General features: G+C 53.3%; 18 protein-coding genes. 5 read left to right on the top strand and 13 right to left on the bottom strand.

From position 1 onward, the window contains the following. Positions 1 to 44 precede the first annotated feature (44 nt). The 11 genes from AC07O2_RS23365 to AC07O2_RS23415 form a co-directional block, all read right to left on the bottom strand. A complete protein-coding gene (locus AC07O2_RS23365) occupies positions 45 to 860 on the bottom strand; it encodes a hypothetical protein (RefSeq protein ID WP_495234598.1) in 816 nt (271 codons plus the stop codon). After that, entirely contained in the window at positions 847 to 2,661 is a 1,815-nt protein-coding gene (locus AC07O2_RS23370) for a hypothetical protein (protein ID WP_495234599.1), read from the bottom strand. Before AC07O2_RS23370 ends, AC07O2_RS23365 begins: the two co-directional genes overlap by 14 nt. After that, entirely contained in the window at positions 2,658 to 5,876 is a 3,219-nt protein-coding gene (locus AC07O2_RS23375; protein WP_495234600.1) for a type VI secretion system Vgr family protein, read from the bottom strand. Before AC07O2_RS23375 ends, AC07O2_RS23370 begins: the two co-directional genes overlap by 4 nt. An 18-nt stretch (positions 5,877 to 5,894) precedes the next feature. Continuing rightward, complete coding sequence (gene tssH / locus AC07O2_RS23380) at positions 5,895 to 8,603, bottom strand: type VI secretion system ATPase TssH (RefSeq protein WP_495234601.1); 2,709 nt, start codon at positions 8,601 to 8,603, stop codon at positions 5,895 to 5,897. Between the two features lie 15 nt (positions 8,604 to 8,618). Continuing rightward, positions 8,619 to 9,716, bottom strand: coding sequence for a type VI secretion system baseplate subunit TssG (tssG, locus tag AC07O2_RS23385; RefSeq protein ID WP_495234602.1), 1,098 nt, complete (start codon positions 9,714 to 9,716; stop codon positions 8,619 to 8,621). After that, on the bottom strand, positions 9,680 to 11,524 hold the full coding sequence (tssF, locus tag AC07O2_RS23390; protein ID WP_495234603.1) for a type VI secretion system baseplate subunit TssF: 1,845 nt from the start codon (positions 11,522 to 11,524) through the stop codon (positions 9,680 to 9,682). The genes tssG and tssF overlap by 37 nt, the downstream gene beginning before the upstream one ends. A 1-nt stretch (position 11,525) precedes the next feature. Continuing rightward, positions 11,526 to 12,017 (bottom strand): type VI secretion system baseplate subunit TssE, encoded by a 492-nt coding sequence (gene tssE / locus AC07O2_RS23395; protein ID WP_495096726.1) that lies wholly within the window; start codon positions 12,015 to 12,017, stop codon positions 11,526 to 11,528. Between the two features lie 65 nt (positions 12,018 to 12,082). Beyond that, entirely contained in the window at positions 12,083 to 12,574 is a 492-nt protein-coding gene (locus AC07O2_RS23400; RefSeq protein WP_495234604.1) for an Hcp family type VI secretion system effector, read from the bottom strand. A 35-nt stretch (positions 12,575 to 12,609) separates the two neighbouring features. Continuing rightward, positions 12,610 to 14,097 (bottom strand): type VI secretion system contractile sheath large subunit, encoded by a 1,488-nt coding sequence (gene tssC, locus AC07O2_RS23405; protein WP_495104605.1) that lies wholly within the window; start codon positions 14,095 to 14,097, stop codon positions 12,610 to 12,612. A gap of 11 nt (positions 14,098 to 14,108) precedes the next feature. Beyond that, a complete protein-coding gene (gene tssB, locus AC07O2_RS23410) occupies positions 14,109 to 14,609 on the bottom strand; it encodes a type VI secretion system contractile sheath small subunit (RefSeq protein WP_495096729.1) in 501 nt (166 codons plus the stop codon). 71 nt (positions 14,610 to 14,680) lie between these two features. Then, a complete protein-coding gene (locus AC07O2_RS23415; RefSeq protein WP_495234605.1) occupies positions 14,681 to 15,295 on the bottom strand; it encodes a tetratricopeptide repeat protein in 615 nt (204 codons plus the stop codon). A 259-nt stretch (positions 15,296 to 15,554) separates the two neighbouring features. On the opposite strand from AC07O2_RS23415, the gene tssJ reads away from it, so the two are divergent. The 3 genes from tssJ to icmH are packed head-to-tail and all read left to right on the top strand — an operon-like array spanning position 15,555 to position 18,387. Next, on the top strand, positions 15,555 to 16,220 hold the full coding sequence (tssJ, locus tag AC07O2_RS23420) for a type VI secretion system lipoprotein TssJ (RefSeq protein ID WP_495234606.1): 666 nt from the start codon (positions 15,555 to 15,557) through the stop codon (positions 16,218 to 16,220). Between the two features lie 38 nt (positions 16,221 to 16,258). Next, positions 16,259 to 17,605, top strand: coding sequence for a type VI secretion system baseplate subunit TssK (tssK, locus tag AC07O2_RS23425; RefSeq protein WP_495234610.1), 1,347 nt, complete (start codon positions 16,259 to 16,261; stop codon positions 17,603 to 17,605). Continuing rightward, positions 17,602 to 18,387, top strand: coding sequence for a type IVB secretion system protein IcmH/DotU (icmH, locus tag AC07O2_RS23430; RefSeq protein WP_495104601.1), 786 nt, complete (start codon positions 17,602 to 17,604; stop codon positions 18,385 to 18,387). Before tssK ends, icmH begins: the two co-directional genes overlap by 4 nt. 78 nt (positions 18,388 to 18,465) lie before the next feature. Here the strand turns inward: icmH and AC07O2_RS23435 are convergent, their stop codons facing one another. Then, positions 18,466 to 19,197, bottom strand: coding sequence for an alpha/beta fold hydrolase (locus AC07O2_RS23435; RefSeq protein WP_495096734.1), 732 nt, complete (start codon positions 19,195 to 19,197; stop codon positions 18,466 to 18,468). Positions 19,198 to 19,699: 502 nt separating this feature from the next. On the opposite strand from AC07O2_RS23435, the gene dnaG reads away from it, so the two are divergent. Next, entirely contained in the window at positions 19,700 to 21,577 is a 1,878-nt protein-coding gene (gene dnaG / locus AC07O2_RS23440) for a DNA primase (protein ID WP_495234607.1), read from the top strand. A 254-nt stretch (positions 21,578 to 21,831) separates the two neighbouring features. Next, a complete protein-coding gene (gene rpoD, locus AC07O2_RS23445; protein WP_495234608.1) occupies positions 21,832 to 24,180 on the top strand; it encodes an RNA polymerase sigma factor RpoD in 2,349 nt (782 codons plus the stop codon). Positions 24,181 to 24,247: 67 nt separating this feature from the next. On the opposite strand, the gene AC07O2_RS23450 is transcribed toward rpoD, so the two are convergent. Beyond that, complete coding sequence (locus tag AC07O2_RS23450; RefSeq protein ID WP_495234609.1) at positions 24,248 to 24,391, bottom strand: hypothetical protein; 144 nt, start codon at positions 24,389 to 24,391, stop codon at positions 24,248 to 24,250. Positions 24,392 to 24,473 lie beyond the last annotated feature (82 nt).

Consider the following 24,473-nt stretch of genomic DNA (forward strand, 5'->3'; position numbering starts at 1 on the left):
CAAGTTTTTAAAAAAAGCTTTACAGAGCATTATTAATGAGATATTCATTTATTTGATATAAAAAATTCAATGTTATTTTTTTTGACATTAAAAAATAATCTAAAAAACTCCTCGGAATTTTCGTACTGAACGTCCCACGAAATAGAACTATCAAGGAGAGATTTATCGACCGCCTTTGGATTTATGGAAATATTACAAGATTCTCGTGGTTTCAATGACTTTTTTTCGCATTCATTATTGATTATATTCACGGGAAGTTCATTGGGAAGCTCAGAAAAAGCCATTGCATTAGTGGCTAAATTTCCATTATTTTCAATTTTAAGTACTACATTACCATTAGGCAAATTGCGTGGACTAGCCTGCAACCAGACTCTTTCAATAATTCCACTAAATTTTTTGACAAGTGCCTCCATCACAGGTTGGCCTTGAGAGTTAACCCCTAAGAAATATGCATCCAGAAAAAATTCCCCTGGTGGCAAATCGGATCCATCAAATACAAAACTAACCACTGCCAAATTCACTGCAGAACATTTGCTAGCAATTGATTGAACGACAGCACCAAATGCCTTTCCAGTCAACGGAACATCGGCAATAACATCTCTGGAGCTAACAATATAGAATTGTGGGGGCAGATCATTAGATTGTCGAAAATTTACAGCGCCAATAGAAACACGACCATCATCTATTTTTTTAAAATTTGAATCTGCCAGGTAAATAAATCGCTTTGCAGGTATGGATATACCCGCACAAGCATCCTTGGCAGAAGCATTTTTTGGCAAGAAGATTAAAACCAAAGACATTAAAAATATCAGAGGCAAATCCAACAAATAAAATGAAAAAATTCTATTAGGCTTGTTCATTGAGATATTTTTCATAATCTGTCAACATTTTTTCTACTGTATATCCATTTGTCTCAGTCCCACCAGGAAGTGACGACCATTGCGAAGAATGTCCGGGAGTTGCAGTTGCAAGTTGTTTAGCTGCTTCTGCTATTTTTCCAGTTCGAACCAAAGCCAAACTTGTAGGGATCATCGTCTGATATCCAGCAGATCCCCAGCCTTGTCCTGGATGCATCTCCATAATGGCAATAGCTATTCGATCTTGAATAGTCGGACTAAATGTGTCTTCCTCTTTTTCCGGTACAACCCATTTGGGGAAATATAGCTTCCAAGTTTGCAATGTGATGCCATATGCACCTGAAGGCGTTGATGCCGCCTTGGTTCCCACATACGGGTGCGTTGCAAAGCTTTCAAACTTGGGTGGTGGCGATCCCCTTTTTACTGACGACATAGGCAGTGCGGAATAGGTCGCAGCATCTCCTGACTGAACAAAAATGGTTTCTGCTTCACGACTACGTATCACCTTTAAAAATGCGCGCATTCTTTTCTCAGGCATTGGATCAAAGTACTTGCGATATATGCCAGTTACTTCAAACCCACTTACCGGCAAATAACTATCCCAAAAATCGCTCACATAGCCGTCATAAGTTCTTATATCGATATGCCCTGCTTGCGCTGCACCGCGCTTGTCCGTGTACACAATCACATCTCCCGGGGCCGCCCATCGTGCATCAGGTAAAAGTTTTGTAATATTTTTAAACCCCCCCTTCTCAAGAGCCGGCCCCATCTCCTTCGCTGGAGCTGGACCATTTTCCCCTCCAAAGCCCATGTAACCTAGGGCGACTTTTACATATTTATTACAAGCATGCAGTGATTGTGCATATCCTTTTCCATCACCACTTTTTCGGACTGTTTCAAAAAATTTACTATTCTTCATTTCATCCAAAATGTTTGCCGAATTTTTGGAACCGTAGTCCCATTTTATTTGCCTCATCGCAAACTCAATCAGCAAATTGACTTTTTCGACATCACTTAAACTACCATATCCATTTTGGACCTTGACAGAGTTTATTCCCATCATATTCTTCAATCCATCAGTGACCACAACCAACGGATTGCCATCCTGATTGCGTTCCACTTGAGTTTTAGGTTTTTGATCGGGAGGGTTGCGTGAGATATTCGGCTTTGACTCTGGTGTTTGACTGTGCTTGCTCGCCAGTTCTTTGACTTTTTCTTCCGCCTTGCCCGGAACTCCTATGTGGCTGTAGGTGCTGAATTCAAATCTGAAGCGGGGTATTTTTAAATTGGCGGTGTGCTCACCGGCTACGGTAACGGTGCCTGTAGCTGAATATTTGTACTCACCCGTATCGCGTTTTATTTGTATTTCAAACGTAGTTCCAATTGCAATATTCTCTATCGCTGCGATTTTGCCCTTTGCATCAGTGCTGCCGTCAAATAGAATCTTTTTACTTGTATTCTTTTGTCTAGCATCGATAACACGTAGGGCCATTTTCGGGATGGAGTTCCCTTTTTCGTCGACAACAACAATCTCCAGGGATGCGCCCTCTTCCACGAGGGGAGCGTCAGTCGGTGTAGTTTTGCTTGTGTCGCCCTGCTCACCCGAGATATTGGGATTTGAAGCCGGGCTACTGGGTTTCTCTGTACCGGGACTTTCTGCCGTTGCGGATTGTGATGCAACAGGGGGCTGTGCCTGCTCCTGTGTGGGAGTAGTTGGCACATCCTTGGACTTTTCCGTTTGTCCAGACACGTCCACGGCGTTGGGTTTACCGCCAGCAATCGCGTCTTCAATGTCGCTGCTCATGCACTCTCTCCGTTTGTTGCTTGATTTTCTGGCGGGCGATGTTTGACATCCATTGACAGTTCATGCGCACCATCGCCGAGATACAGGTAAACATCTTGCGGCTCGTGCGTATAAACACGGCCTGTGTGTCCTTTGGCGTCGGTTCTGCCTGAACCTAATACAACGCCATCTTTGGTTCGATATTCATACGGTACCCCCACCACGGTATGCTGAGTTTCTGGGTGAGCTCCTACCATATCGGCTACATTGGTTTGCACACTGTATTGAGGGTTTTCCGAAGGCAATACCAGCGCACTCTTCGGAAACGACAACGCGGGCGTACCCACATTCCCCGGCCCAGCCAGTTCCACGGCACTTCTCTTGAACGCCATCGTCCCCGGCCCCTGAATGGTGATGTTGCCCCCTTCAATGCGCAGCCCTGCCCCACCGGCTGTCAGCAACACATGCTGCTGCGCACTGACGTTGATTGCACCTGTGACGCTGGCCACCGTAATGCCCTGGTCTGCCGTCAGCCGTGTCTGGCCACTCTGGCTTTGGCTGCTGACCTTGCCGCTGGCGGAATGCAGGGCGATGCCGGTTTCCTGGTTCGGCTGGCTGGCGTTGCTGACTTTGCCGTAGGTGAAGAAGCTGATGCCGTCTTTGACCAGGTGATGGCTGTTGCCTTGGGCGGCCAGGTTGATGGCGTTTCCTGCGGTGATGCTGCTGGTGTTGCCGGCACTGAAGACGCCGCTCTCGGGGGTGGCGGTGGTGATGCCGCCTTTGCCGCTGAGCTGGAGCAGGGGTTCGCTGTAGGCAGTGGCGTCTTGGTCCTGGGTTTGCAGGATGTTTATGCTGCGGGCCTGTTGTTCTACGGCGGGCAGCTTGGCTGGTTCGGGCTGGGCTTTGAGTTCGGCTTTGTGCTTTTGGGCGGTCTCGGCCAGGCTGGTGTGCAGCTGTTGGCTGGCCTGGGCCTGAGCTATCGCCTCCTGGCTGTCGAGCTGGGTGCGGCTGACGTTAGCTCTAGCGTCGGTACTCAGCAGCATGCCAGCGCCGGCCCGGCTGGCGTGGCTGTGCGGGGTTTTGAGTTCCGCGCCGAAGCCCACCGGATTCAGTCGTTGGTTGTCGCTTTGGTGGCGCAGCTGGCCCAGGTTGAGTTCAGCCGTTCCCTGGTGCGGGGAAGCATGGCTTTGCAGAGCGGTGCGGGCCTGGCCGGCGCTGTCGTCAAACACCAGTTGGTTGTAGCCACCTGCGCCTTGCTGGCTGGCGGACAAGGCCTGGGTTTTGATGCCGCTCAAGGCTGCGGGGTGCGCATGGCCGTCGGCCTCACCGGGGAACCATGCGGGGGCGTTGCCGGTGCTGCTGCCAGCACCACTAGGGGCCTGGTTGTATTGGGCGTCGGCAGTGCCTTGGCCGTTGTAGACGCTGCCGGTGATGACGGGGCGGTCGATGTCGCCCTCGATGAAGTCCACCCAGACTTCCTGGCCTATGCGGGGGATAGCGACAGCGCCCCAGTTGGCGCCTGCTGTGGGGGCCAGGCTGGCGGCGACCCGGACCCAGGTGCCGCTTTGTTCATTGGCAGGCGCCCCTGTGTGGGCTCCACCTTGGCCTTGCTGGCTGGGGTGGCTCTGACGGCTGTGGCTGCCGTATTGGCCGGCGGCATCACGCTGCCAGTGGAATTGGACTTTGACGCGGTGATCGCGGTCGGTGTAGACCACCTGTCCCGTGGGGCCCACCACGACAGCGGTTTGCTGGCCGTAGACGCTGGGCTTGGGGTGGAGCAACTGGCCCTGGCTGCTCACCTGGGAGCCCCGGTAGGGGGTGGTGTTGCGTATGGCGTCCACGCGGTTGCGGTACAGGGGTTTGTCGCTGCCGGAGAGACTACCCAACGTCTCTTTCAACGCCCCTTGCATGCTATTGAATAGATAGCTGCTTGCGCTGGTAGTACCTGCGCCAGAGGCCGATTTGGCATTTATTCCCGAGGCCTCTTTCTGTTCTCCACCCAAGCGCTGGTCTACTGCGGCACGCAGGTCTGCGCTGAGGTTGTTGTGCGCCAGGTGAACGACACGCAGCAGGGTATAGCGGCGTTCGTCCTCAGGTGGTTCTTCCAACAACGTGGATAGATCGGCCTGGCCGCTGAGCACGAAGTGGGTGCCGGGGGCGAAGCTGCGTACGGTGCCCGCTCCGGTATAGAGCTGGCGGGCGACATCCAGGGACTGGAGCTGGTTGCGGGCCAGACGCTGGCCTTGGGCCGAGGTTTCGAAGGCATAGGCGCCGGGGGCGTCCCGGTGGGCCAAGGGGATGGCGCCGGTGGCATCGGATTCCCCATTGCCGGTATTGCTGGCCAGCGCTGGGCGGCTGGTACCGACACGGTAGTCCCATGTGCTGAGTTGCACCGTGCGGGCCTGCCAGCGGCTGAGGCTGCGCCAGCGGTCGACACTGTCGCGTTGCATGACTGCGCCGGGCTGGGTGAAGGCGACATTCGCGCTGGCGTTGGGCTGGAATGCGCCGTTGTGGTCGGCTATCACGACGGTGTGGGTGCCCAGTGCGGGGCTGTTGGCATCGCCCACATGCTCTACCCAGGCGAACAGGCCTTCTTCGGCCATGAGCCGGGTGATGAAGGCCAGGTCGGTTTCCTGGTACTGGGTCGTCAGACTGCGTTTGGGGTAGGCAGACTTGTCGGCAATATCAAACCGCCACTGCGGCTGCAGAGCGCCCTGGCCCTGGTAGTCCTGGAAGATGGAATCCAGGATGTCAAAGACCTGCATGTCCTGGAAGCTGGCGCTGTCCTGGCGCTGCGCCAGAAAGGCGAGCCAGGGTTCCACGGTCAGCTGGTAACGGGCCAAACCGCCGTTGGCACCCAATTGCTCAACATGGGTGATATGGCCATGGAAGGGACGCAAATCGGTACGGCTGGCATCGGTAAGCAGCTCCAGTAGCACTGGCTGGCCCAACAACGTGGACAGGTCGATATGGGCGTCTTGGCTCAGGCAGCGTATGTACCAACGGGTGCCGCAAAACGCGGGGTCCGCGGCCAAGCCGGTCCCGGTTTCGTCTTGCACGCCCAGGTTGCCAGGGTACAAGGACTCTACCGCCTGCAGACGTTCGGCCAGCAGTAATTGTCCTGGCAGCGTGGTGTGCAAACGCAGCAAACGGTCGGACTGGCCCCAGCTGTCGAGCATGCTGCTGAATACGCCACTGAGCGGGCCAAGACTGGCGATGGTGCTGATCGCGGTCATATGTGCTTACCGGTTCACTTACTGTATGGCGTACTTGAAGTCGCCCTTTTTATTGGCGCTGACCTTGATCTTGCGGATAAGGCCGCCTGTGGCCATCTGGGCCAGCACGCTTTCTGATATTTCAGGCAACAGGCTGCCGTTCAAGATGTTGTCTACATTGCGGGCACCCGAATCCACCTCGGTGCAGCGGGCCAGGATTGCATCCACCAGCGCGTCGTCATACACAAACTCGGCTTTGTGGTTGACGGCAATGCGCTTCTGGATGCGCGATAGCTTGAGCTCGATGATTTGCGCCAGCACCTCATCGCCAATGGGGTAGTACGGAACCACCTTCAGCCGCCCTAGGAAAGCGGGTTTGAAGGCCTTCATCAGCTGCGGCCGGATCAAGGCTTCCAGCGCTTCGGTGCTGGGTAGTTCGTCAGCGGTCTTGTTCAGGCAGGCCTGCATCATCTGGCTGGAGGCAACATTGCTGGTCAAGATGATGATCGTGTTCTTGAAGTCGATTTCGCGGCCCTCTGCATCGTCCATCACACCTTTGTCAAAGACCTGGAAGAACAGCTCCATCACATCGGGGTGGGCTTTCTCGACTTCATCCAGTAACACTACGCTGTAAGGGTTGCGGCGCACAGCTTCTGTCAGCACACCGCCCTCGCCATAGCCCACGTAGCCAGGTGGCGAACCTTTCAGGCCAGACACGCTATGCGCTTCCTGGTATTCGCTCATATTGATGGTGATGAGCTTTTTCTCGCCACCATACAAAGCGTCGGCCAAAGCCAGCGCAGTCTCGGTTTTGCCGATGCCGCTGGGGCCTACAAACAGGAACACGCCCTTGGGCTTGTTGGGGTCGTCCAGGTTGGCGCGCGAGGTGCGTACACGCTGGGCAACAGCTTCGATGGCATGGGGCTGGCCCAGAACGCGCTCTTGCAGCAGGTCCTTAAGCTTGAGCACGGTTTTGATTTCGTCACTGACCATCTTGCCCAGAGGAATACCGGTCCAGCTGGCAACAATTTCAGCTACGACATGACCGTCAACCTGGACGGGGACCAGGGGCGTTTCGCCCTGGTGGATCTTGAGTTCTGTCAACAGTTGCTGAAGAGCAGCCAACTCCGGGCTATCACTGGCTTTGGCCGGCTTCTTGGTTGCTTTAGCCGGTTTGGAAGCGCCCTCCGTCACCACGGCTGGTGCCTGCACTACAAGCGCTTCCAGAGCAAGACGAGCGGCCTTTATTTTTTTTGCAAGGGCTTGCTCTGTATCCCAGCGCGCGGTCTGCAGCACTAGCTCCGCATTGGCCGCATCGCGTTGGGCAAAGAGTTCTTGCAGCCGCTCTCCGTGCTGGCTGCCACTGGCCTGCTCGCGCTCCAGGTTGGCAATCTCGGTGTGCATGCGGTCCAGATGTTTTCGCAGATTTTCCAGCACGGCCGGGACCGCGCTTTGCCCCAGCGCGACTTTCGCGCAGGCCGTATCCAGTACGCTGATCGCCTTGTCGGGCAATTGACGGCCGCTGATGTAGCGGTGGGACAGGCGCACTGCTTCGGTGATGGCTTCGTCAAAAATACGCACGTTGAAGTGCTTCTCCATCACCGCAGCCATGCCGCGCAGCATGGCACAAGCCAGTTCTTCGCTGGGCTCTTCCACCTTGATCACCTGAAAGCGTCGAGCCAACGCTGCGTCTTTTTCAAAATACTTTTTGTATTCACCCCATGTGGTCGCAGCGATAGTGCGCAGCTCGCCCCGGGCCAAGGCCGGTTTGAGCAAATTGGCCGCATCGTTCTGGCCGGCTTGGCCGCCTGCTCCGATCATCGTATGGGCTTCGTCAATGAACAAAATGATGGCGTGTGGGCTCTTCTTCACCTCGTCAATCACATTTTTCAGCCGATTCTCAAACTCACCTTTGACGCTGGCGCCAGCCTGCAGCAGGCCCATGTCCAAGGTGTGGATTTCTACGCCTTGCAGAACTTCGGGCACATCCTTCTGTGCTATGCGCAAAGCCAAGCCTTCAACTACAGCGGTTTTACCCACACCGGCTTCACCGGTCAGAATGGGATTGTTCTGCCGACGCCTCAGCAAGATGTCGACGGCCTGGCGTATTTCCGTATCGCGACCTATCACCGGGTCTACCTTGCCTTCACGAGCCCGCTGCGTGAGGTTGGTGGTGTACTGGTCCAAGGCAGGAGTCTTGGTGCCTGTTCGAGCGGACAGATCACCGACGGGATCGCCGCCCTGCTCTTGCGTAATCGATTGCACACGGGCCCCTTCTTCAGAACCCTCGGTCAGTTTGGCTAAGTTGTGCTTCAGTTCGTCCAACTTGAATTTGACAAACAGCTTGGACCCTCTGTAGGCCAGCTGCGCCAAATCGGGCTGAGTCAATAAAGCCAGCAAAAGATGGCTGCTGCGTATGCGCGCAGACTGGTTGTCCAGTGAAGTAATCAGCCAGGCATGTTCGAACAAGGTCTGCAAATGTGGCGACAGCACGGGTGTGCGCGTGTTGCCAGTTTTGAAGCGGCCGATTTCGGCCTCTAGATCTGATTGCAGGCTCTCGACACTGATGCCGGACTTACGGGCAATCACGGCAAAGTCGCTGTGGGGCTGCTCCAGCAAAGCCAGGAACAAATGCTCCAGATCGACTTCGTATTGACCTCTGCTGGTACACATATTGGCTGCGCGTTCTGTCGCTAGCCGTGCGTGGTCGTTGAGTTTGCTGATCAGTGTTTTGAGATTGGTGCCCATCGCCTACTTTCGCGTCTAAAAATCTGCAGCCAGCGCATGGATGTCGTAACAGACGTCCGCGCGGTCCTGCACTTCTGGTTTACTAGTCAAAAATAAATCCCACCCAAGCCGACCACTTGGGCCATCCGTACCTAAACGGGCGCCGGATACATCGGAAGAGCGCAATACCAATTGCACCTCGTACTCCAGACACACGCCGGTAAAAAGGGTGAGTATTTTTTGCAAAGCTACAGCCGCCTTGGCCCTTGGCAAAAACTGTTCAAAATCTGCGCGGGCCAGCGGCCCTACGCGCAGACGTACCCGCAGGTCACGTTGCCAGACACGCGAGCCCACCATCGCAGCCGTGCCCAACACGGCATTGGTTGACCCTAGTTGCGTTTGGTGCTCACGTGGCACGTGGTACCACATGCCGACAAACTGCTCTAGCGCGATGGGTACCGCAAAATATTCGCTTAAAACGCGCTGCAACAGCGCAGCAGATGTGGGGCGCTGACGTACGGCGGCGGCAAACCGCGCAATGGACTCATCAAGAACGCCCTCTCCGTCGCGCCCCAGACGGCTATGCAGAGAGCTTTGCCCCAGACCCGACAACGACAGCAACAACGGGAGAAACCCGTCTTTTCCCTCGGCTTGGTCGTAGTGCAACTCCAGCCGGTACTTACGCCAGGCACGGTAAAACAAAGCCAATGCACGATTGGAAAAAGTGTCTAGAAAAGCACGTGGGCCTTCATCTTTTTCCAAAGCCTGATGCGCAGCAACACGCTCGGTGTAATGGTTTGGCAGGGCTCCATTGCCGCCCAGAAAACCCATGAATGTAGGCGTCAAGCTGAAATGCTTGAATGCCTCGCTCTGCATTGCAAGCTCAGACTCCACCACGGACGCATCCGGCTCCGACGGAAAAACCGCAAGGCTCTCGACTTCACTAGCCGGATAGCCAAGAGAAATCCGATTGGCAAAGCGTATGTGGTTGGACAGCATCTGCTCCGAACCCACACCTCTGTTCTTAAACCACAGTTCGATCAGCCGCACCGACTGGAAGAACTGGAAGCGATATGGCGTGGCGAGCAGGCGCTGAACTACGCTAGGCTCAAATCTCCGCTTCGTGGTCGGCATCGCAACAGCTCCTCCCCATTTCTTTTGGATGTAATGACGAGTTGGGTAAAACTGTTGACGTGTACGTATAACCCTAAAAACCGGTCAATCAGGCTGGCAAACACATGTAAGCCACTGCCGACGAAGCCCTCTTCATCCAGCGTCAGACGCACTTCAACTCCCCGTACCAGGCTGGCGAATGGATTGCCAGGTAACCACGCAGTGGCCGCACGGTGTTCTATGGAGAAAATTGCTCCGATCTGGCGCTGCGTTGTCGCGGAACGCGACAAGTCATACAAGGTCAAAGTTTCGCGAAAGGCATCAACCCCACCTTTGGTCAACGATAAATGGTTCAACGCCAGATGCGAAATCAAGCGCCAATGGGCTCCTCGTCCGCGCTCAAAGCGCAGGGGGGCACTGGGCTTGCGCAGCAAACTCATGGACTTGACCAGCGTGCCGCCTTTCAGAAACAAATCACCGCCTGGTAGCCCGTAGGCCAATGCGGCAGGCAAGTCACGATTGGTCGCCGTGAGTTCCAAACTCAAAGTCTGCGTCTCAATCTCGGCGGGATCAAAGTCAATATCAACAATCGAAATTTCTGCCTCATACCCTGGGCTTCTGAGAGCCACAATTTCATTGCGGCGCATGACCCAGTAATGCCCCTCTTTGCCCGGCACCTGGCCGTGGCGCAAAGAATAAAACGGACGGAATTCAGTGACAGACTCACCCTGTGACGATTGTCGAACCAGTTTGACTGAGTCAATTGCGTACACCTCGAACGCAAATGCATTCTGCGAATCCGCGACCACCGGATACTGCGCACCCGTATGCGTGAGGCGGATGGGGTCACCATGTTGTTTAAACAGATTGACCACGGGCGTACACCCCAACAGCAGATTCTTGGCCGATAGCGTACCCAACATCCGCGCGATATTCGAATCTGAACGCAGACCCTCCAGCGCCAAATGCAGAATAAATCCCTTACACCCCAACGGCAACAGCGCCAAAATGGGCAAGAGTTCCAGATCAAAAAAATTGAATTTCTCTGGAAAAGAGAAATACTCAGTCAACAGACGGTAAGCAGGATGCGAGTTGGCAGGGAAATCAATCAGTGCATCTTCTTCGTCAAAGCCCACCTCCCGAATTGGAACGGCTGGCAGTGTCTTCCATTGCGTCGTTTTAGGCAGCTCAACATAGGCTCGCACACTACGGGTAAACAATGCGTCCCGCAAAGCTGCGCAAAAGGATGGCTCTCCATCGATAAACACTCTGAGTTTGCCAATACCGAGTTGACCAACGCCGAGCTGCTCTGACAGAACATCTATGTGAATGCTGATTTTTGAAGTGACCTTGGGTGGCAACACAACGGATTCCGGAGCCGACACAATGGCATCGAACTGGGCATGAGACAACCGAATAGGAGCAACAACCACGTCATAAGCGGTTTGAAATCTACACTCAACACCCTTAACCGGACGCGTGCTCACCTCCGTCCCTCGCGGCATTAGAGTTGCAGCCGTTAACTGGGATACGTTGACACCCGAATCCATACGCGCGATCGCACACGATGGAAATGGTCGCAAATAATGTGGGTAAAGCACTTCAAACAGTGCTTCCGTAAACTCGGGGTAGTCGTCGTCGATGCGTTTAGAAACTCGCGCACTCAGCAACGCAAATGACTGGATCATGCGCTCGATGTGAGGATCTTCACAGACCTCCCCCACCATCAATAGGCTGCCCGCAATTTTCGGATAACGCTCCGAAAACTCGCGCGAATACCGCCTTAGAAAGCCTAGCTCTCGCTCATAGTAAGGAAGAAGTTCTTGCAACTTAAATTCCGATCCGTGCCGTATACCGGGATTTTTTAATTGAATATTGCAAAGACGATGGTTGCAATACGGCATCAAAACTAACTGGCTCCTGGGTTGTACTCACAACCAAAAGCGCTGAAATGGAAAAGCTCAATCTATTGATCTTGCCGTCCTGAACCTCCAGAGAAGCCCGCACACTTCTTAATCGAGGTTCGTGGCGAGCAATCGATTGCTCTAGATTGCGGCAAATAGTGGCTCTGTCATCCGTACTAGCCAAACTCATACCTGCAAAATCATGCAAACCATAGTTGATGATCGAGGTCGAACATTCGGGATATTTTTTTAAATTGTCCAACGTAAAAACAGCACGCGTGTTTAAAAGGGACTCAAGGTCACGGGCTACCTCATCCTTCAATTCTTCTAGCGACAACAACCGTACGAGGCTCTGCGATGAAGATCGCGCACCATCGCCGAGTAATTTCTCAAACAATCCTGAAGAAAATCCTTTCATATATATTTATATCCAAATGAAATAACCACCAACGAAAGTCAGTGGTTATTTCAAGTGACAAGATCTTAGGCAACCTTGTTTTTAGACAGATCCCAGCCGCCAGAGGTATTACCACCAGCGCCGCCGCCAATCTTCTGCTGCGTGTACTTCCATTTAACCAACGAGTATTTCAAGGAAACCACATCCGTCAAAATACTACCTTCAGCGACAGAAGAGGAAACGCTGCTGATAATCAGGTTTTCAATTTCAATTTCGAAGTATTTGACGCGCTCACCTTTGCCATCAGCGCGCAAAAATTCAAATTTTGCCTTGGCAATCGTTTTGCCAGACGAGCTATTTTGCAACAGCAAGGGCGTTGACAAATCAGCAAGTTTTGTGAAAATGATATCTTTGTGTTCACAGCGTTCGGCAGTGTGCCCGCCTCCTGTAGATGCCGTCGCGGACTTTGGTTGCAAAACACCAAAATCAACGGATTGGCACTCAATCCAATCTTTGTGTGAATCATCGGTGGATTCACCCTTAATGCCATCAATCTGCAAATATACGTCAATTGCCATAATTTACCTTTCGGTTATGTTGTATAAAACAACGGTTAAGACTTGGAGGACTGAGGCAATTCAGCCACCAAGCGGAGAGATACTGACAATTCATCCAGCTGAAAGTGCGGGCGTAAAAAAGATACTGCACGGTAAACACCCGGTCGGCCTGGCACTTCAGAAACCTGCACAGACGCCTCCCGTAAGGGGAATTGTGCTTTTGCCTCTTGGCTAGCGTTGTCATCCAGCAGCACATACTGCGCAATCCAACGATTCAAGAAATCCTCCACATTGGATGCTGCAGCAAAACTGCCAATCTTGTCGCGCATCATGGATTTCATGTAATGGGCAATACGAGATACCGCAAAAATATATTGCAACTGAGAAGACAATACCGCGTTGGCGTTGGCTGATTCTGTGTTGTAGCTTTTTGCCTTTTGCGTAGATTGCGCACCAAAAAAAGCCGCGTAATCGGTATTTTTGCAATGCACAAGCGATATGAAACCAAGATCGCTCAGTTCTTTTTCGCGCCGATCCGTAATTGCAATTTCAGTCGGACACTTTAAAGCGACTTCACCTTCATCAGTTTTAAAAGTGTGAGTTGGTAAATCCTCAACCAAACCACCACCCTCAACGCCACGTATTGCGGCACACCAACCGAAGTCTTCAAAGGCTTTGGTCAGTTTTGTTCCGAAAGCATATGCTGCGTTACACCACAAATATTTTTCGTGGTCTGTCCCATCTACATCCTCTACAAAGTTAAAACCTTCCACAGTTAATCCATCTCTGGGATTAAATGGCAGTCGCCCCAGAAACCTCGGCAAGGTCAAACCCACATAACGTGAGTCTTCTGATTCACGAAAGGATTTCCATTTTGCATATTCAACTGTATCGAATATTTTTGCCAAATCACGCGGCTTACCTAAATCGCTATATGTTTCCAGCCCAAACAGTTCGGGTGACGCAGCAGAAATAAACGGAGCATGAGCGGCCGCGGCTATACGCGACATTTGCTCAATAAAATACATGTCTTCTGGCTGTCGCGTAATTTCGAAATCACCAATCAGGCTCCCAAATGGAGCCCCACCAAAAGTGCCAAACTCTTCCTCATACACCTTTTTGAACATCGTACTTTGATCAAACTCCAAAGCCGAATTGAAATCTTTGATCAATTCTTTTTTGGTGGCATTTAAAACTTTTATTTTTAAATTTTGACCAGTTGACGTGTTTTTTACTAAGTAATGCAGTCCGGTCCAGCTACTTTCCAGCTTTTGGAATTCGGCTGCGTGCATGATCGCACTTACTTGATTAGAAATTAGTCGATCAATTTCGGCAACACGCGCATCCAAGGTCGCCATCAAATTCTCTGACACCACCACAGTGCCGTCCATGACCTGATTTACCAGCTCAGAAATAATATCTTTTGCCCGGGTGTGCTCGGCACTTGACTTGGCAACCTTACTTTGCTCAACGATTTGATCCAACAAACCAAGCTCAGTCTGCACTTCAACGGCAGCCTCTGCTGTATTTTTTTGTTCAGACATAATTACCCCGATTACTTGGTAGTTTTTTGACTTAGTTCCGCTAGCTTTTCCGTATTGTTAAGCACATCATTGAGAATATCTTCAAGCTTCTCACTGCCAGCCAATTTATTACGTAAATCAGCCAATTTTGTACGCGCCTCTAATAGTTTTTGGAGGGGTTCCACCTGCCTCACCACCGCTTCTGGACGAAAATCCTCCATGGATTTAAATTTCAGATCCACAGAAAATTCACCGCCTTTCTCGCTCAATTCATTTTTTACGCGATATGCAGCTCGCGGCTCCAACCCCTTCATAACCTCATCAAAGTTGTCCGGGTCAATGTTAATAAATTTGCGATCCTTTAACTTGGCCATGGCAATTTCAGAGTTACCACTGAAATCTCCAACAACACCGGTCACAAATGCCAGTTCTTTCTTTTCAATAGCATCACCAATTTCGACGTCATAAGTCATTTGCACCCGTGGTGGACGCACTTTTTGAAGTTTCTTTTGAATGCTTTCACTTTTAGCCATGTTCACTCCACAGGTAACAAAAATTTAAAATGCTGCGGGGAGCAATGTATCTCTTGCAGCGGGCAACCGAACTACTTTAATCCACCAAATGGATTAGATTTCCCCGAGTCTGGAGTGTCGACCTTGGCCGAAGCGCTGGTAGGCTTGGAGCTCGCCGCCACCGGCTTCACCGCAAGGGGGGCCGATACACGTGGCCGGGGAGCCGTAGCTGCTGGAGGAGGCACCAAAACAGTTTCACCAAGATTTTCGCGAAGCAACTTGGCAAGGTCTTGAGCTTCATTTTTGACGGTACCAGACAGCGCATTTTGGGTACGCAAATCGGCGAGAGATTTTGTTGCGAGACGTAAACCACTCACGGTCACAATACTATTGGCAATCTTATCTGAAGGATCTCGCTGCAATGCCTCCAGCGCATTTATGATGGCTTCGCCATAGATTCCACTATCAAATTTAATCTGCGCCATGCGTAACCATGGTGTTTTATCAGTAGGAAATTTATTGGCAGCATCTTTAAATAAACTTAATGCCTGATCCGTTTGCCCTGCTGCCTGAGCAGCATTTGCATCTGTTACTGCAGACTCCAGGGTCACTTTGACAGGTTCGGGCGTTTTAACTGGTGCGGCACACCCCCCTAAAAGAGATGCCAGCAACAAAAAATAAGCAGAATTCAATTTACGAATATGCACGCGTAATGCTCCTAGTACAAAACAATGTTTTCATTGTTGAAAATGCGAATCTGTCTATGTTAGCGCAGGTTGCATGCGAAATTTTCGGGTCTTCCATCTTGCAACTTCGTTTTCAGAAACCTTCAGAAGCTTTCAGTTGATCAATGAAGCGCTGTTGCCCCCCCCCTAGAACTGCAAGCAAAGATGTACTGGGACGGCATAATTTGCTTGGTTTAATCGATAAAAAGCACACATCACTCTTAGCATTGGATCAATACAAGTGCGCGAATCCGACTTTCGACAAACATCATTTTCTTCATCAAAATTGTGGAAAAAATTCTTTTATCAGATCCTGATGATTCTTTCTTTTTTGGGGGTCGCAGGATGCTCGGCCACATCTGCTGTCTCTGTTTTGGGGGCAGTAGCTAATTCCGCACTCGAGGCCACGGGCCTTAAAAAGCCGGATGCCCCCGAGGTACCGGATGCCTTAAAGGTGCCTCGCAATGTACCGATTAAACTGCACGCCAGTGATACTTTGAACCTGGATGCATCCGGACGTCCACTTGCGGTTATTGCAAAGATTTACAAACTCAAGCAAAACACTGCATTTTCTCAAGCCCCTTATGACGTTTTCTTGAATTCTCAAAAGGAAAAAGAGACGCTAGGTGCTGATTTATTGGAGGTTCGAGAAATTACACTAATACCAGGCCAACGTTATGAGGCAATTGAAAAAGTCAGCTATGAAGCCGGATATATTGGCGTTGTTGCATTATTTAGAAACCCAGTCCCATCACGCTGGAGGGTTGATTTCCCCGCGGCACAGGCAGAAAAATCCGGCATCGTTCTAGGATTGCACGCTTGCGTTCTGACCGTGGGGGTTGGCACTACTTCGACCGACACACAAAGCAAAAATCCCATGCTGGCGCCAGTACGGTGTCCACAATAGTTTTACTGAAAAACGAATATATAAAAGAGATCCATACTGTGAATCAATCTGACAAGGTTTTGTGGGGCGAGGGCTTGTTCCTGCGTCCACAGCATTTCCAGCGCCAAGATAGCTACCACGAAAGTCGTCTGCACCAGACCGCTACAGCGCTTAACCCTTATGCCTGGGGTGTCCAGCAACTCAAAATTGACCGGGATGCTTTGGCCAATAACTCTTTTCGGTTGTTGGACCTGTCCGTTATTTTTCAGGACGGTGAAATTTACCGCGCGCCTGACGGTGACGATTTACCAGAAGCCGTTGCTTTGACAGATCTGCCACCCACGCTGCAAACCATTACCTACTATGCGGCACTGCCAGCGCTCAAAAGTTTTGGCGGCAACTTCGTGGCAAATGCGAATGGTCAACAGTCGTCCCGCTACACCCAGGCCAATCATGAGACACCCGACCTTTTCACGGATGCGGCCAAAGCCGAAGTGGTTTACCTCAAAAAGTCGGTGCGACTTATTTCCGAACTGGAACCACGTGACGCCATGGTCTGCCTGCCTATCGCTCGATTACGCCGTTCCAGCCAAGGCGGCTTTGAATTGGACCCGCATTTCATCCCACCCAGCCTATCTGTTGGCAGCGCGCCGCACTTGGTACTCAGGCTACGGCGCCTAATGGATGCGTTACAAGCCAAAGTCAGCGCGCTATATGGACACCACAGGGAACCCAGTAAGAACGTAGTTGAATTCCGCTCTGGAGACATTTCGTCTTTTTGGCTTCTACACACTGCCAGCACGGCCTATGCTGCATTGAGCCATTACCAAAACAATCCTCTGTTGCACCCCGAGCGACTCTACGAGCAACTGTTGACTCTTACAGGCTCGTTAATGACCTTCTCCAAAAACTACGCGCTGAGCGATCTGCCACCCTATGTACACCAGGATCCGGGCCCCGGTTTTGCCAAGCTGGATGGCATCATCCGAGAGCTGCTGGACACCGTTATTTCATCGCGCTATTTTGCAATCGCACTGTCAGAGGCCAAGCCGTCTTACCACCATGGCATGCTGGATTCCGGAAAAATCGACGACAAGACGGCCTTGTACCTCGCGGTCGGCGCCGATATACCCGCGGTTGAACTAATTGACATCGTGCCGCTTCGCTTCAAGACCGGAGCGCCAGATGATGTGGAGAAGTTTGTGCTGGCGGCCATGCCAGGTGTGAAACTGGTGTACTCACCCCAGGTACCAGCTGCCGTACCGGTGCGACCTGATACTTATTATTTTGCAATCGACCCCAAAGGGGCCATGTATGAGCGTATGTTGCAGGCCCAGTCCATCTGCATTTACGTACCCGCAGGTATTCGTGGACTCAAGCTTGAACTTTTAGCAGTAACCGCATGACCTCATCCGCTCCCTCCCTGCTAGGTGCATCTGCAGCGCCATCCTCTAGCCCATTCTTTGCTAGCGAAGCCCCTGTGCATGCAAACTCCCTATTGGATTTGATGTACGACGGTTTCTACGCACTCTTCTTGCTCAAAGGTGGCAGTGCTCCGCAAGATAGCGAGACACTGCTGGCAAGAATGCAGAAATTTTTAACCGTCGTGGAGCAAGGAGCCAAGAAACTGAATGTCTCTGCCGAAGATGTACACGCAGCCAAATATGCTTTTTGCGCTTGCGTGGATGAAATCGTTTTGCGCTCGCAATTTGCCATCCGCGATGCATGGGAACGACGGCCTCTGCAGTTGGCGTTGTTTGGCGATCAGCTGGCAGGTGAAAACTTTTTCAACCAGCTGGAAGCCATGCGGGCCAAGGGTGCCGCGCACATTCATGCATTAGAAGTATTTCATATGTGCTTGCTGATGGGCTTTCAGGGCAAATACGTCATTGAGGGGCTGGAAAAGCTGAACTACATTACGGCTCGCCTAGGAGACGAAATCAGTCACATAAAGGGAAAAAGCGCCGGTTTCGCCCCCCATTGGGCTCGCCCTGACGCTATTGCCAATCGGCTTCGCAATGACGTTCCTGTATGGGTGATAGGCGCCATATTTGCCTTGATGGCTTTGTCCGCCTACGGTGTTTTAAGCTGGATGCTGCAACGCTCCACACAGGATGGCATCAACGGCTACAACGACATCGTGCGCTTGGCCCCACGCCCAGCCAACCTCACGATTACCCTCCCCTGAGGTTGCATCGTCCAGCATAAACAAATATAGCCGCTGGCGCACTAAACACCTGCGCTGGCAGCTACAAAATAAATAGCATCAACGTTTAGCCTTGGCCTGGGCGTAGCGTGCAGCAGACAGTACGCTCAAAATTGCGGTCGTAACCATCTCCGGTCGATCTTGGTGGATGTTATGCCCGCTGTCTTCGCATACCCGCATGCGACCAAGCTTAGACATCTTGGCCAGGTTGCGCTGGCTGGCGTTCCAAACCTTGCCCAAGCGCTCGGGCCAGTTCGATGTGGCCTTGCCTTGCGAAAGAACAATCAAAGGAATAGGGGGGAAAGGCCCAGCCCGGCGCGCTTGCCGCATGGTCAAGGCCGACGCCGCCAGCTCCGCGCGGGTCGCTCGTGAAGAAAGCGCAAACAGGAGCTGTGGAGGCTGGTAGAGCAAGCGGTGCACGCCCTGCTGCCTACAGCGTTTGTCGAATTCAGAATGACGGGCATCGACTAACACCACTCCTGCCACGTCACCAGGATGCATGCGGGCGAACAATTTGACAAATGTGCCACCCAAAGAATGCCCCACAAGAATATAAGGCGGCTTGATTTCCTCCGCCTGCAGCAATGCCCGCAACTCTTGCACCACCTGGTGGCCGTCACGTTGCAAGTTGGATGGGTCACTGCCGCCATAGCCGGCCCGATCATAGGCAAACACTCGGGCGACAGCGCTGACTTCATTAAAAATATTGCCCCAAATCTCCTTGCCGTCACCCAGGCCAGATTCGAAGACGACGGTAGGCCCGCCCTCGCCTGCACTGATGAATGAGCGCATGCCCATGGGCGTGTATGCCAGCAAAGGGGCTGGTAAAGCCTGGGAGCGCAAGGATGGATCTACACGAAGACGCTCCAATTGGGGTTCGGCTTGCTGTGAGGCTTGCTCGGGATGCTGTGCGACAGGTGCCCCGACGGTATAGCGAGTCCGCGGCTGCAAAACCGGCGCCAAGCTGCCGACCGCCGATCGCACCACCGTAGTGCGCCGACTAGGAGGCAATGCATTCAAAGACGGCTGTGCCTCAAGCTTGCTTTTGTCGTCAAACTGGAGGGAAAAAGCTCTAACCATTTTGGAAAATCAAGGAAGACGCCATAAAAGTCATGAATTTACCAAGGAGACGATAGTGGCATGGTGCTGCCTCGCCGCATTTATAGATTATCAGATCGGCGTGGCAACTTGAATAAGTGCGGAAGGCGGTAAAGCCAGGGCATTTCACCGCCACCCCAAAAGCAAAAAACCGGCCTTGACACCGACATCGCCCCGCTGCATGGACAATAGTGTGGTGACTATTCCCCATACCTTCATCCAGGAACTGATTGCCCGCGCCGATGTCGTCGAAATCGTGGGCCGCTACGTGCAACTCAAAAAGGGGGGCGCCAACTTCATGGGCTTATGCCCTTTTCATTCCGAGAAGTCGCCGTCTTTTTCCGTCAGTCCCACCAAGCAGTTCTACCACTGCTTTGGCTGCGGTAAAAATGGTGATGCCGTTCGGTTCCTGATGGACCACGTGGGCATGACTTTTGTCGAGGCCGTGCAAGACCTGGCCCAGCAATACGGCATGCAAGTGCCGGAAGACGAGGCATCGCCGCAAGACCGGGCCCGTGCGGCGGAACAAAAGCAAAAACAGGCCACGCTGACAGACGTGCTGGAAAAGGCATGCCTGGCCTATAAAAAGCACTTGAAAGAATCGTCCCGGGCCATTGCCTACTTCAAGGGCCGAGGCTTGTCCGGAGAAATTGCCAAGCAATTCGACCTGGGTTACGCCCCGGAGGGCTGGCGCAGCCTGGCCAGCGTATTCCCGCACTACGACGACCCGCTGCTAGTGGAAAGTGGGCTAGTCATTACCGGAGAAGATGGGGAAGACAAGCGCTACGACCGCTTCCGGGACCGGGTCATGTTTCCCATCCGCAATGTCAAGGGCGAATGCATCGGCTTTGGCGGCCGGGTGCTGGGCGACGACAAGCCCAAGTACCTGAATTCGCCCGAAACCCCGGTATTCAGCAAGGGGCGCGAGCTGTATGGCTTGTTTGAAGCGCGCAATGCCCTGCGCGACGCCGGGTATGCCCTTGTTACAGAAGGCTATATGGACGTCGTGGCCTTGGCCCAGTTGGGTTTTCCCAATGCAGTCGCCACACTGGGTACAGCCTGCACCAGCGACCATTTGCAAAAGCTGTTCCGATTTACCGATTCAGTCGTTTTCAGCTTCGATGGAGATGCCGCTGGCAGACGTGCTGCGCGCAAGGCGCTGGACGGCGCACTTCCCATGGCGACCGATGTACGCAGCTGTAAATTTCTATTCCTGCCGCCAGAGCACGACCCAGACAGCTACATCCGAAGCTTTGGCCAGGATGCATTTGCCCGCTATATCGCCGAGGCCATTCCGCTGAGCCGCTTCCTGATCGACTCGGTCCGTGAGGGCTGCGAACTGCATACCGCTGAGGGGCGAGCCCATTTGGCCAGCAATGCCAAGCCGCTGTGGGGACAACTGCCTGAGGGCGCACTCAAACGCCAACTGCTGGCAGAAATTGCCGATCTGGTACAGCTCAACAGCAGCGAACTCAACGATGTATGGCAAGGCAAAGCCATCAGCAGCACCCGCACCGAAGTTAAGGGCTACAAAAAAAGTAGCACTCCATATACACCCGGCCGGCGCTACGAGCCCAAACCACCCCCTGTTGGATCGGATCGCCAAGGCCGTCGCCAACCCGCGAGTCGTTCCGACCATGCGGCCCGGCTGCTACTAGCCAATAGCTCGGCCTGGAATGATCTTTCCCATGAGGAACATGCGCTGCTCTGCGACCTGCCCCAGCCCCACGGCGCGCTATTTGTGTGGCTAGAGATACAGCAACACGAGCACGGGCCCCAAACCTGGGGCAATCTACGAGAGAGCCTACGCGAAGAAGCATTCGAAAGCCTGGCGCTGAAGCTCATGTCTGGGCTGGAAGCCGGCCCTCCGCCCGAGCCCATAGACCCCGGCGCCACGCCTGGGCGCGAGGCCTTGAACGAATTGAAGGCCTTGTTGAACCTGATGCTGATCGACCAGCTCAAACAACAGGAAACGGAAGCTCTTGCCGCCGCAGCCTCTGATCCCGAGGCTCTGGAGCGCTATCGGGCCATCAATCGGCGCCGCCTGGAGCTTATGGCCACCAAAGTGACATAAACCGCAATTAGCACTTGAATTTAAGCCAGCAGGCTATAATCTAAGGCTAACTGCTCGGCAAGAGCGACAGCAGCACCTCCGGACACCGCCAATCGGCGCCACAGCGCGCGCCGGCTCCTCCGCAAGGACTGCATGCCAAATGATCGCCCAGACATCTTGCCAACGAGAAACTCTCTCTCCCACGCGCCCGCGCCGGTAACCTGCGGTTTCCGGGTTTATTTCGTTTGTTTGCTGTTGTCCTGAGGTTTCTGCCCATGCCCGCTCAAAAGTCCGAGAAGCCCGTCAAATCCGCTGCAGCACCCGCAGCAAAAACCAAAAGTACGGCAAAAGCCGCACCCGAGGTCGTGGCCAAGTCCGCCTTGAAAGTGAAATCCGTGCCCGCATCGAAGACCCCTGCCGTAAAAGTAGTAGCAGCCGCTGAAGACTCCGCAGCCAAGAAAAAACCTGGCCGCCCCCCCAAGGTCGTAACCATTCCTGCAGCGACCGCCAGCACTACCGCGGCAGCGGCCAAGCCCAAGCCGACCGGTGCCAAGCGCGGCCCCAAGCCCAAGGGCTCCATTTCGACGGAAATCAATCTGGACGATCTGATCGAAATCGAAGAAGACCCGGTGGAAGAAACGCCGGTTCAACTCAGCCCCACCGGTGAGAAGATCAAGCCTCTGCGCATGAAGATCAGCAAGGCGAAAGAACGCGCGCTGATGAAGGAATTCGGTCTGGACGAAACCGTCCTGTCCGAAGAAGACATGGCCAAGCGCCGCATGCGCCTGAAGGCCCTGATCAAGCTGGGTAAGACCCGCGGCTATTTGACGCACGGCGAAATTTCCGACCACTTGCCCGACAAGCTGGTCGATGCGGAAACGCTGGAAGTCGTGGTCAACATGTTGAACGACATGGGCGTAGCGGTGTACGAGCAAACGCCCGACGCCGAAACCCTGCTGCTGAACAACACCGCACCGACTGCGGCGACCGAGGAAGAAGCCGAAGAAGAAGCGGAAGCAGCCCTGAGCACTGTGGACAGCGAATTCGGCCGCACCACCGACCCGGTACGCATGTACATGCGCGAAATGGGCACAGTTGAGCTGCTGACCCGCGAGGGCGAAATTGAAATCGCCAAACGCATCGAAGGTGGTCTGATGCGCATGATGGAAGCCATCAGCGCAAGCCCCGCCACCTTGGCCGAAGTGTTTGCCTTGGGCGAACAGATCCGCGAAGGCAAAGTTGTCATCTCCACCATCGTGGACGGCTTCTCCAACCCGAACGAAGCCGACGATTACGTGGCCGAAGAAGACTTCGACGAATTCGACGCGGCCGACGATGACGACGGCAAGGGCGGCTCCAAGGCACTAACCAAGAAGTTGGAAGAGCTGAAAAACGAAGCCCTGACCCGCTTCGACCGCCTGCGCGAGTTGTTCGAGAAGGTCCACAAGATCTACGACAAGGAAGGCTACGGCACGCCGCACTACGTCAAGGCCCAGGCCGCTTTGAGCGAAGAGCTGATGACCATCCGCTTTACCGCCAAGACGATTGAAAAGCTGTGCGATCTGCTGCGCAGCCAGGTGGACGACGTGCGCAAGAAAGAACGCGAGCTGCGTCGCATCCTGGTAGACAAATGCGGCTATCCGCAAGAAAACTTCATCGCCGACTTCAGCGGCCGCGACAAGATGGGCAACAAAGTGCCATCGCATCTGCTGGACCTGAAGTGGATCGAAAAGCAGACCGCGGCCAACAAGCCGTGGAGTGCGATCATGGGCCGCAACATTCCGCCCGTGCAGGATATCCAGCAAAAGCTGACCGACCTGCAAGCCCGTGTCGTGGTTCCGCTGGACGAACTGAAAGGCATCAACAAGCGCATGAACGAAGGCGAAGCCGCCTCGCGCGATGCCAAGAAGGAAATGATCGAGGCCAATTTGCGCCTGGTGATTTCCATCGCCAAGAAGTACACCAACCGCGGCCTGCAGTTTCTGGATTTGATCCAGGAAGGCAATATCGGCCTGATGAAGGCGGTGGACAAGTTCGAATACCGCCGCGGCTACAAGTTCTCGACCTACGCCACCTGGTGGATTCGCCAGGCCATTACGCGCTCGATCGCTGACCAAGCACGCACCATCCGTATTCCGGTGCACATGATCGAAACCATCAACAAGATGAACCGCATCAGCCGCCAGCACTTGCAAGAGTTTGGTTTCGAGCCCGATGCATCCATCCTGGCTGAAAAGATGGAGATCCCGGAAGACAAGATCCGCAAGATCATGAAGATCGCCAAAGAGCCGATCTCCATGGAAACGCCGATTGGTGACGATGACGACAGCCATTTGGGCGACTTCATCGAAGACGGTGCCAACACCGCGCCTATCGAAGCTGCCATGCAAGCCGGCCTGCGTGATGTGGTGAAGGACATTCTGGACAGTCTGACGCCACGCGAAGCCAAAGTGCTGCGCATGCGCTTCGGTATCGAAATGAGCACCGACCACACGCTGGAAGAAGTCGGCAAACAGTTCGACGTGACCCGCGAGCGCATCCGCCAAATAGAAGCCAAGGCACTGCGCAAGCTCAAGCACCCCAGCCGCTCGGACAAGCTGCGCAGCTTCATCGACACGCTGTAAGAGCACTGCCCATAAAAAAGCCCCTGCCGGTTCACGCTGGCAGGGGCTTTTTTTATGTGCGCACAGCTTAAGTGATGGACTCCATCAACATCAAACCAGCGGCAGTGTTGGAGATGGGAATGTGGTAGTTCGAATGCAGCAACCGCGCCTGTCCAGGCAAAGCGGCCCGCGTGGCCAGCCACATCAGCAGCTCAATACCTTGGGTGCCCACCTTTTCGACTAAGAGCGGCTAACAAAACGGGGAAAGTCTACGAAGGCAGATGACACAACAAGCCAGGGAAAGCAAGGCCGTA

It is taken from the genome of Rhodoferax sp. GW821-FHT10B06, from assembly GCF_059415605.1.

Coding starts and splice junctions, on each gene's coding strand:
- AC07O2_RS23365 (WP_495234598.1), bottom strand. CDS start 860: ATGAACAAGCCTAATAGAATTTTTTCATTTTATTTGTTGGATTTGCCT.
- AC07O2_RS23370 (WP_495234599.1), bottom strand. CDS start 2,661: ATGAGCAGCGACATTGAAGACGCGATTGCTGGCGGTAAACCCAACGCC.
- AC07O2_RS23375 (WP_495234600.1), bottom strand. CDS start 5,876: ATGACCGCGATCAGCACCATCGCCAGTCTTGGCCCGCTCAGTGGCGTA.
- tssH (WP_495234601.1), bottom strand. CDS start 8,603: ATGGGCACCAATCTCAAAACACTGATCAGCAAACTCAACGACCACGCA.
- tssG (WP_495234602.1), bottom strand. CDS start 9,716: ATGCCGACCACGAAGCGGAGATTTGAGCCTAGCGTAGTTCAGCGCCTG.
- tssE (WP_495096726.1), bottom strand. CDS start 12,017: ATGAAAGGATTTTCTTCAGGATTGTTTGAGAAATTACTCGGCGATGGT.
- AC07O2_RS23400 (WP_495234604.1), bottom strand. CDS start 12,574: ATGGCAATTGACGTATATTTGCAGATTGATGGCATTAAGGGTGAATCC.
- tssC (WP_495104605.1), bottom strand. CDS start 14,097: ATGTCTGAACAAAAAAATACAGCAGAGGCTGCCGTTGAAGTGCAGACT.
- tssB (WP_495096729.1), bottom strand. CDS start 14,609: ATGGCTAAAAGTGAAAGCATTCAAAAGAAACTTCAAAAAGTGCGTCCA.
- icmH (WP_495104601.1), top strand. CDS start 17,602: ATGACCTCATCCGCTCCCTCCCTGCTAGGTGCATCTGCAGCGCCATCC.
- AC07O2_RS23435 (WP_495096734.1), bottom strand. CDS start 19,197: ATGCGCTCATTCATCAGTGCAGGCGAGGGCGGGCCTACCGTCGTCTTC.
- rpoD (WP_495234608.1), top strand. CDS start 21,832: ATGCCCGCTCAAAAGTCCGAGAAGCCCGTCAAATCCGCTGCAGCACCC.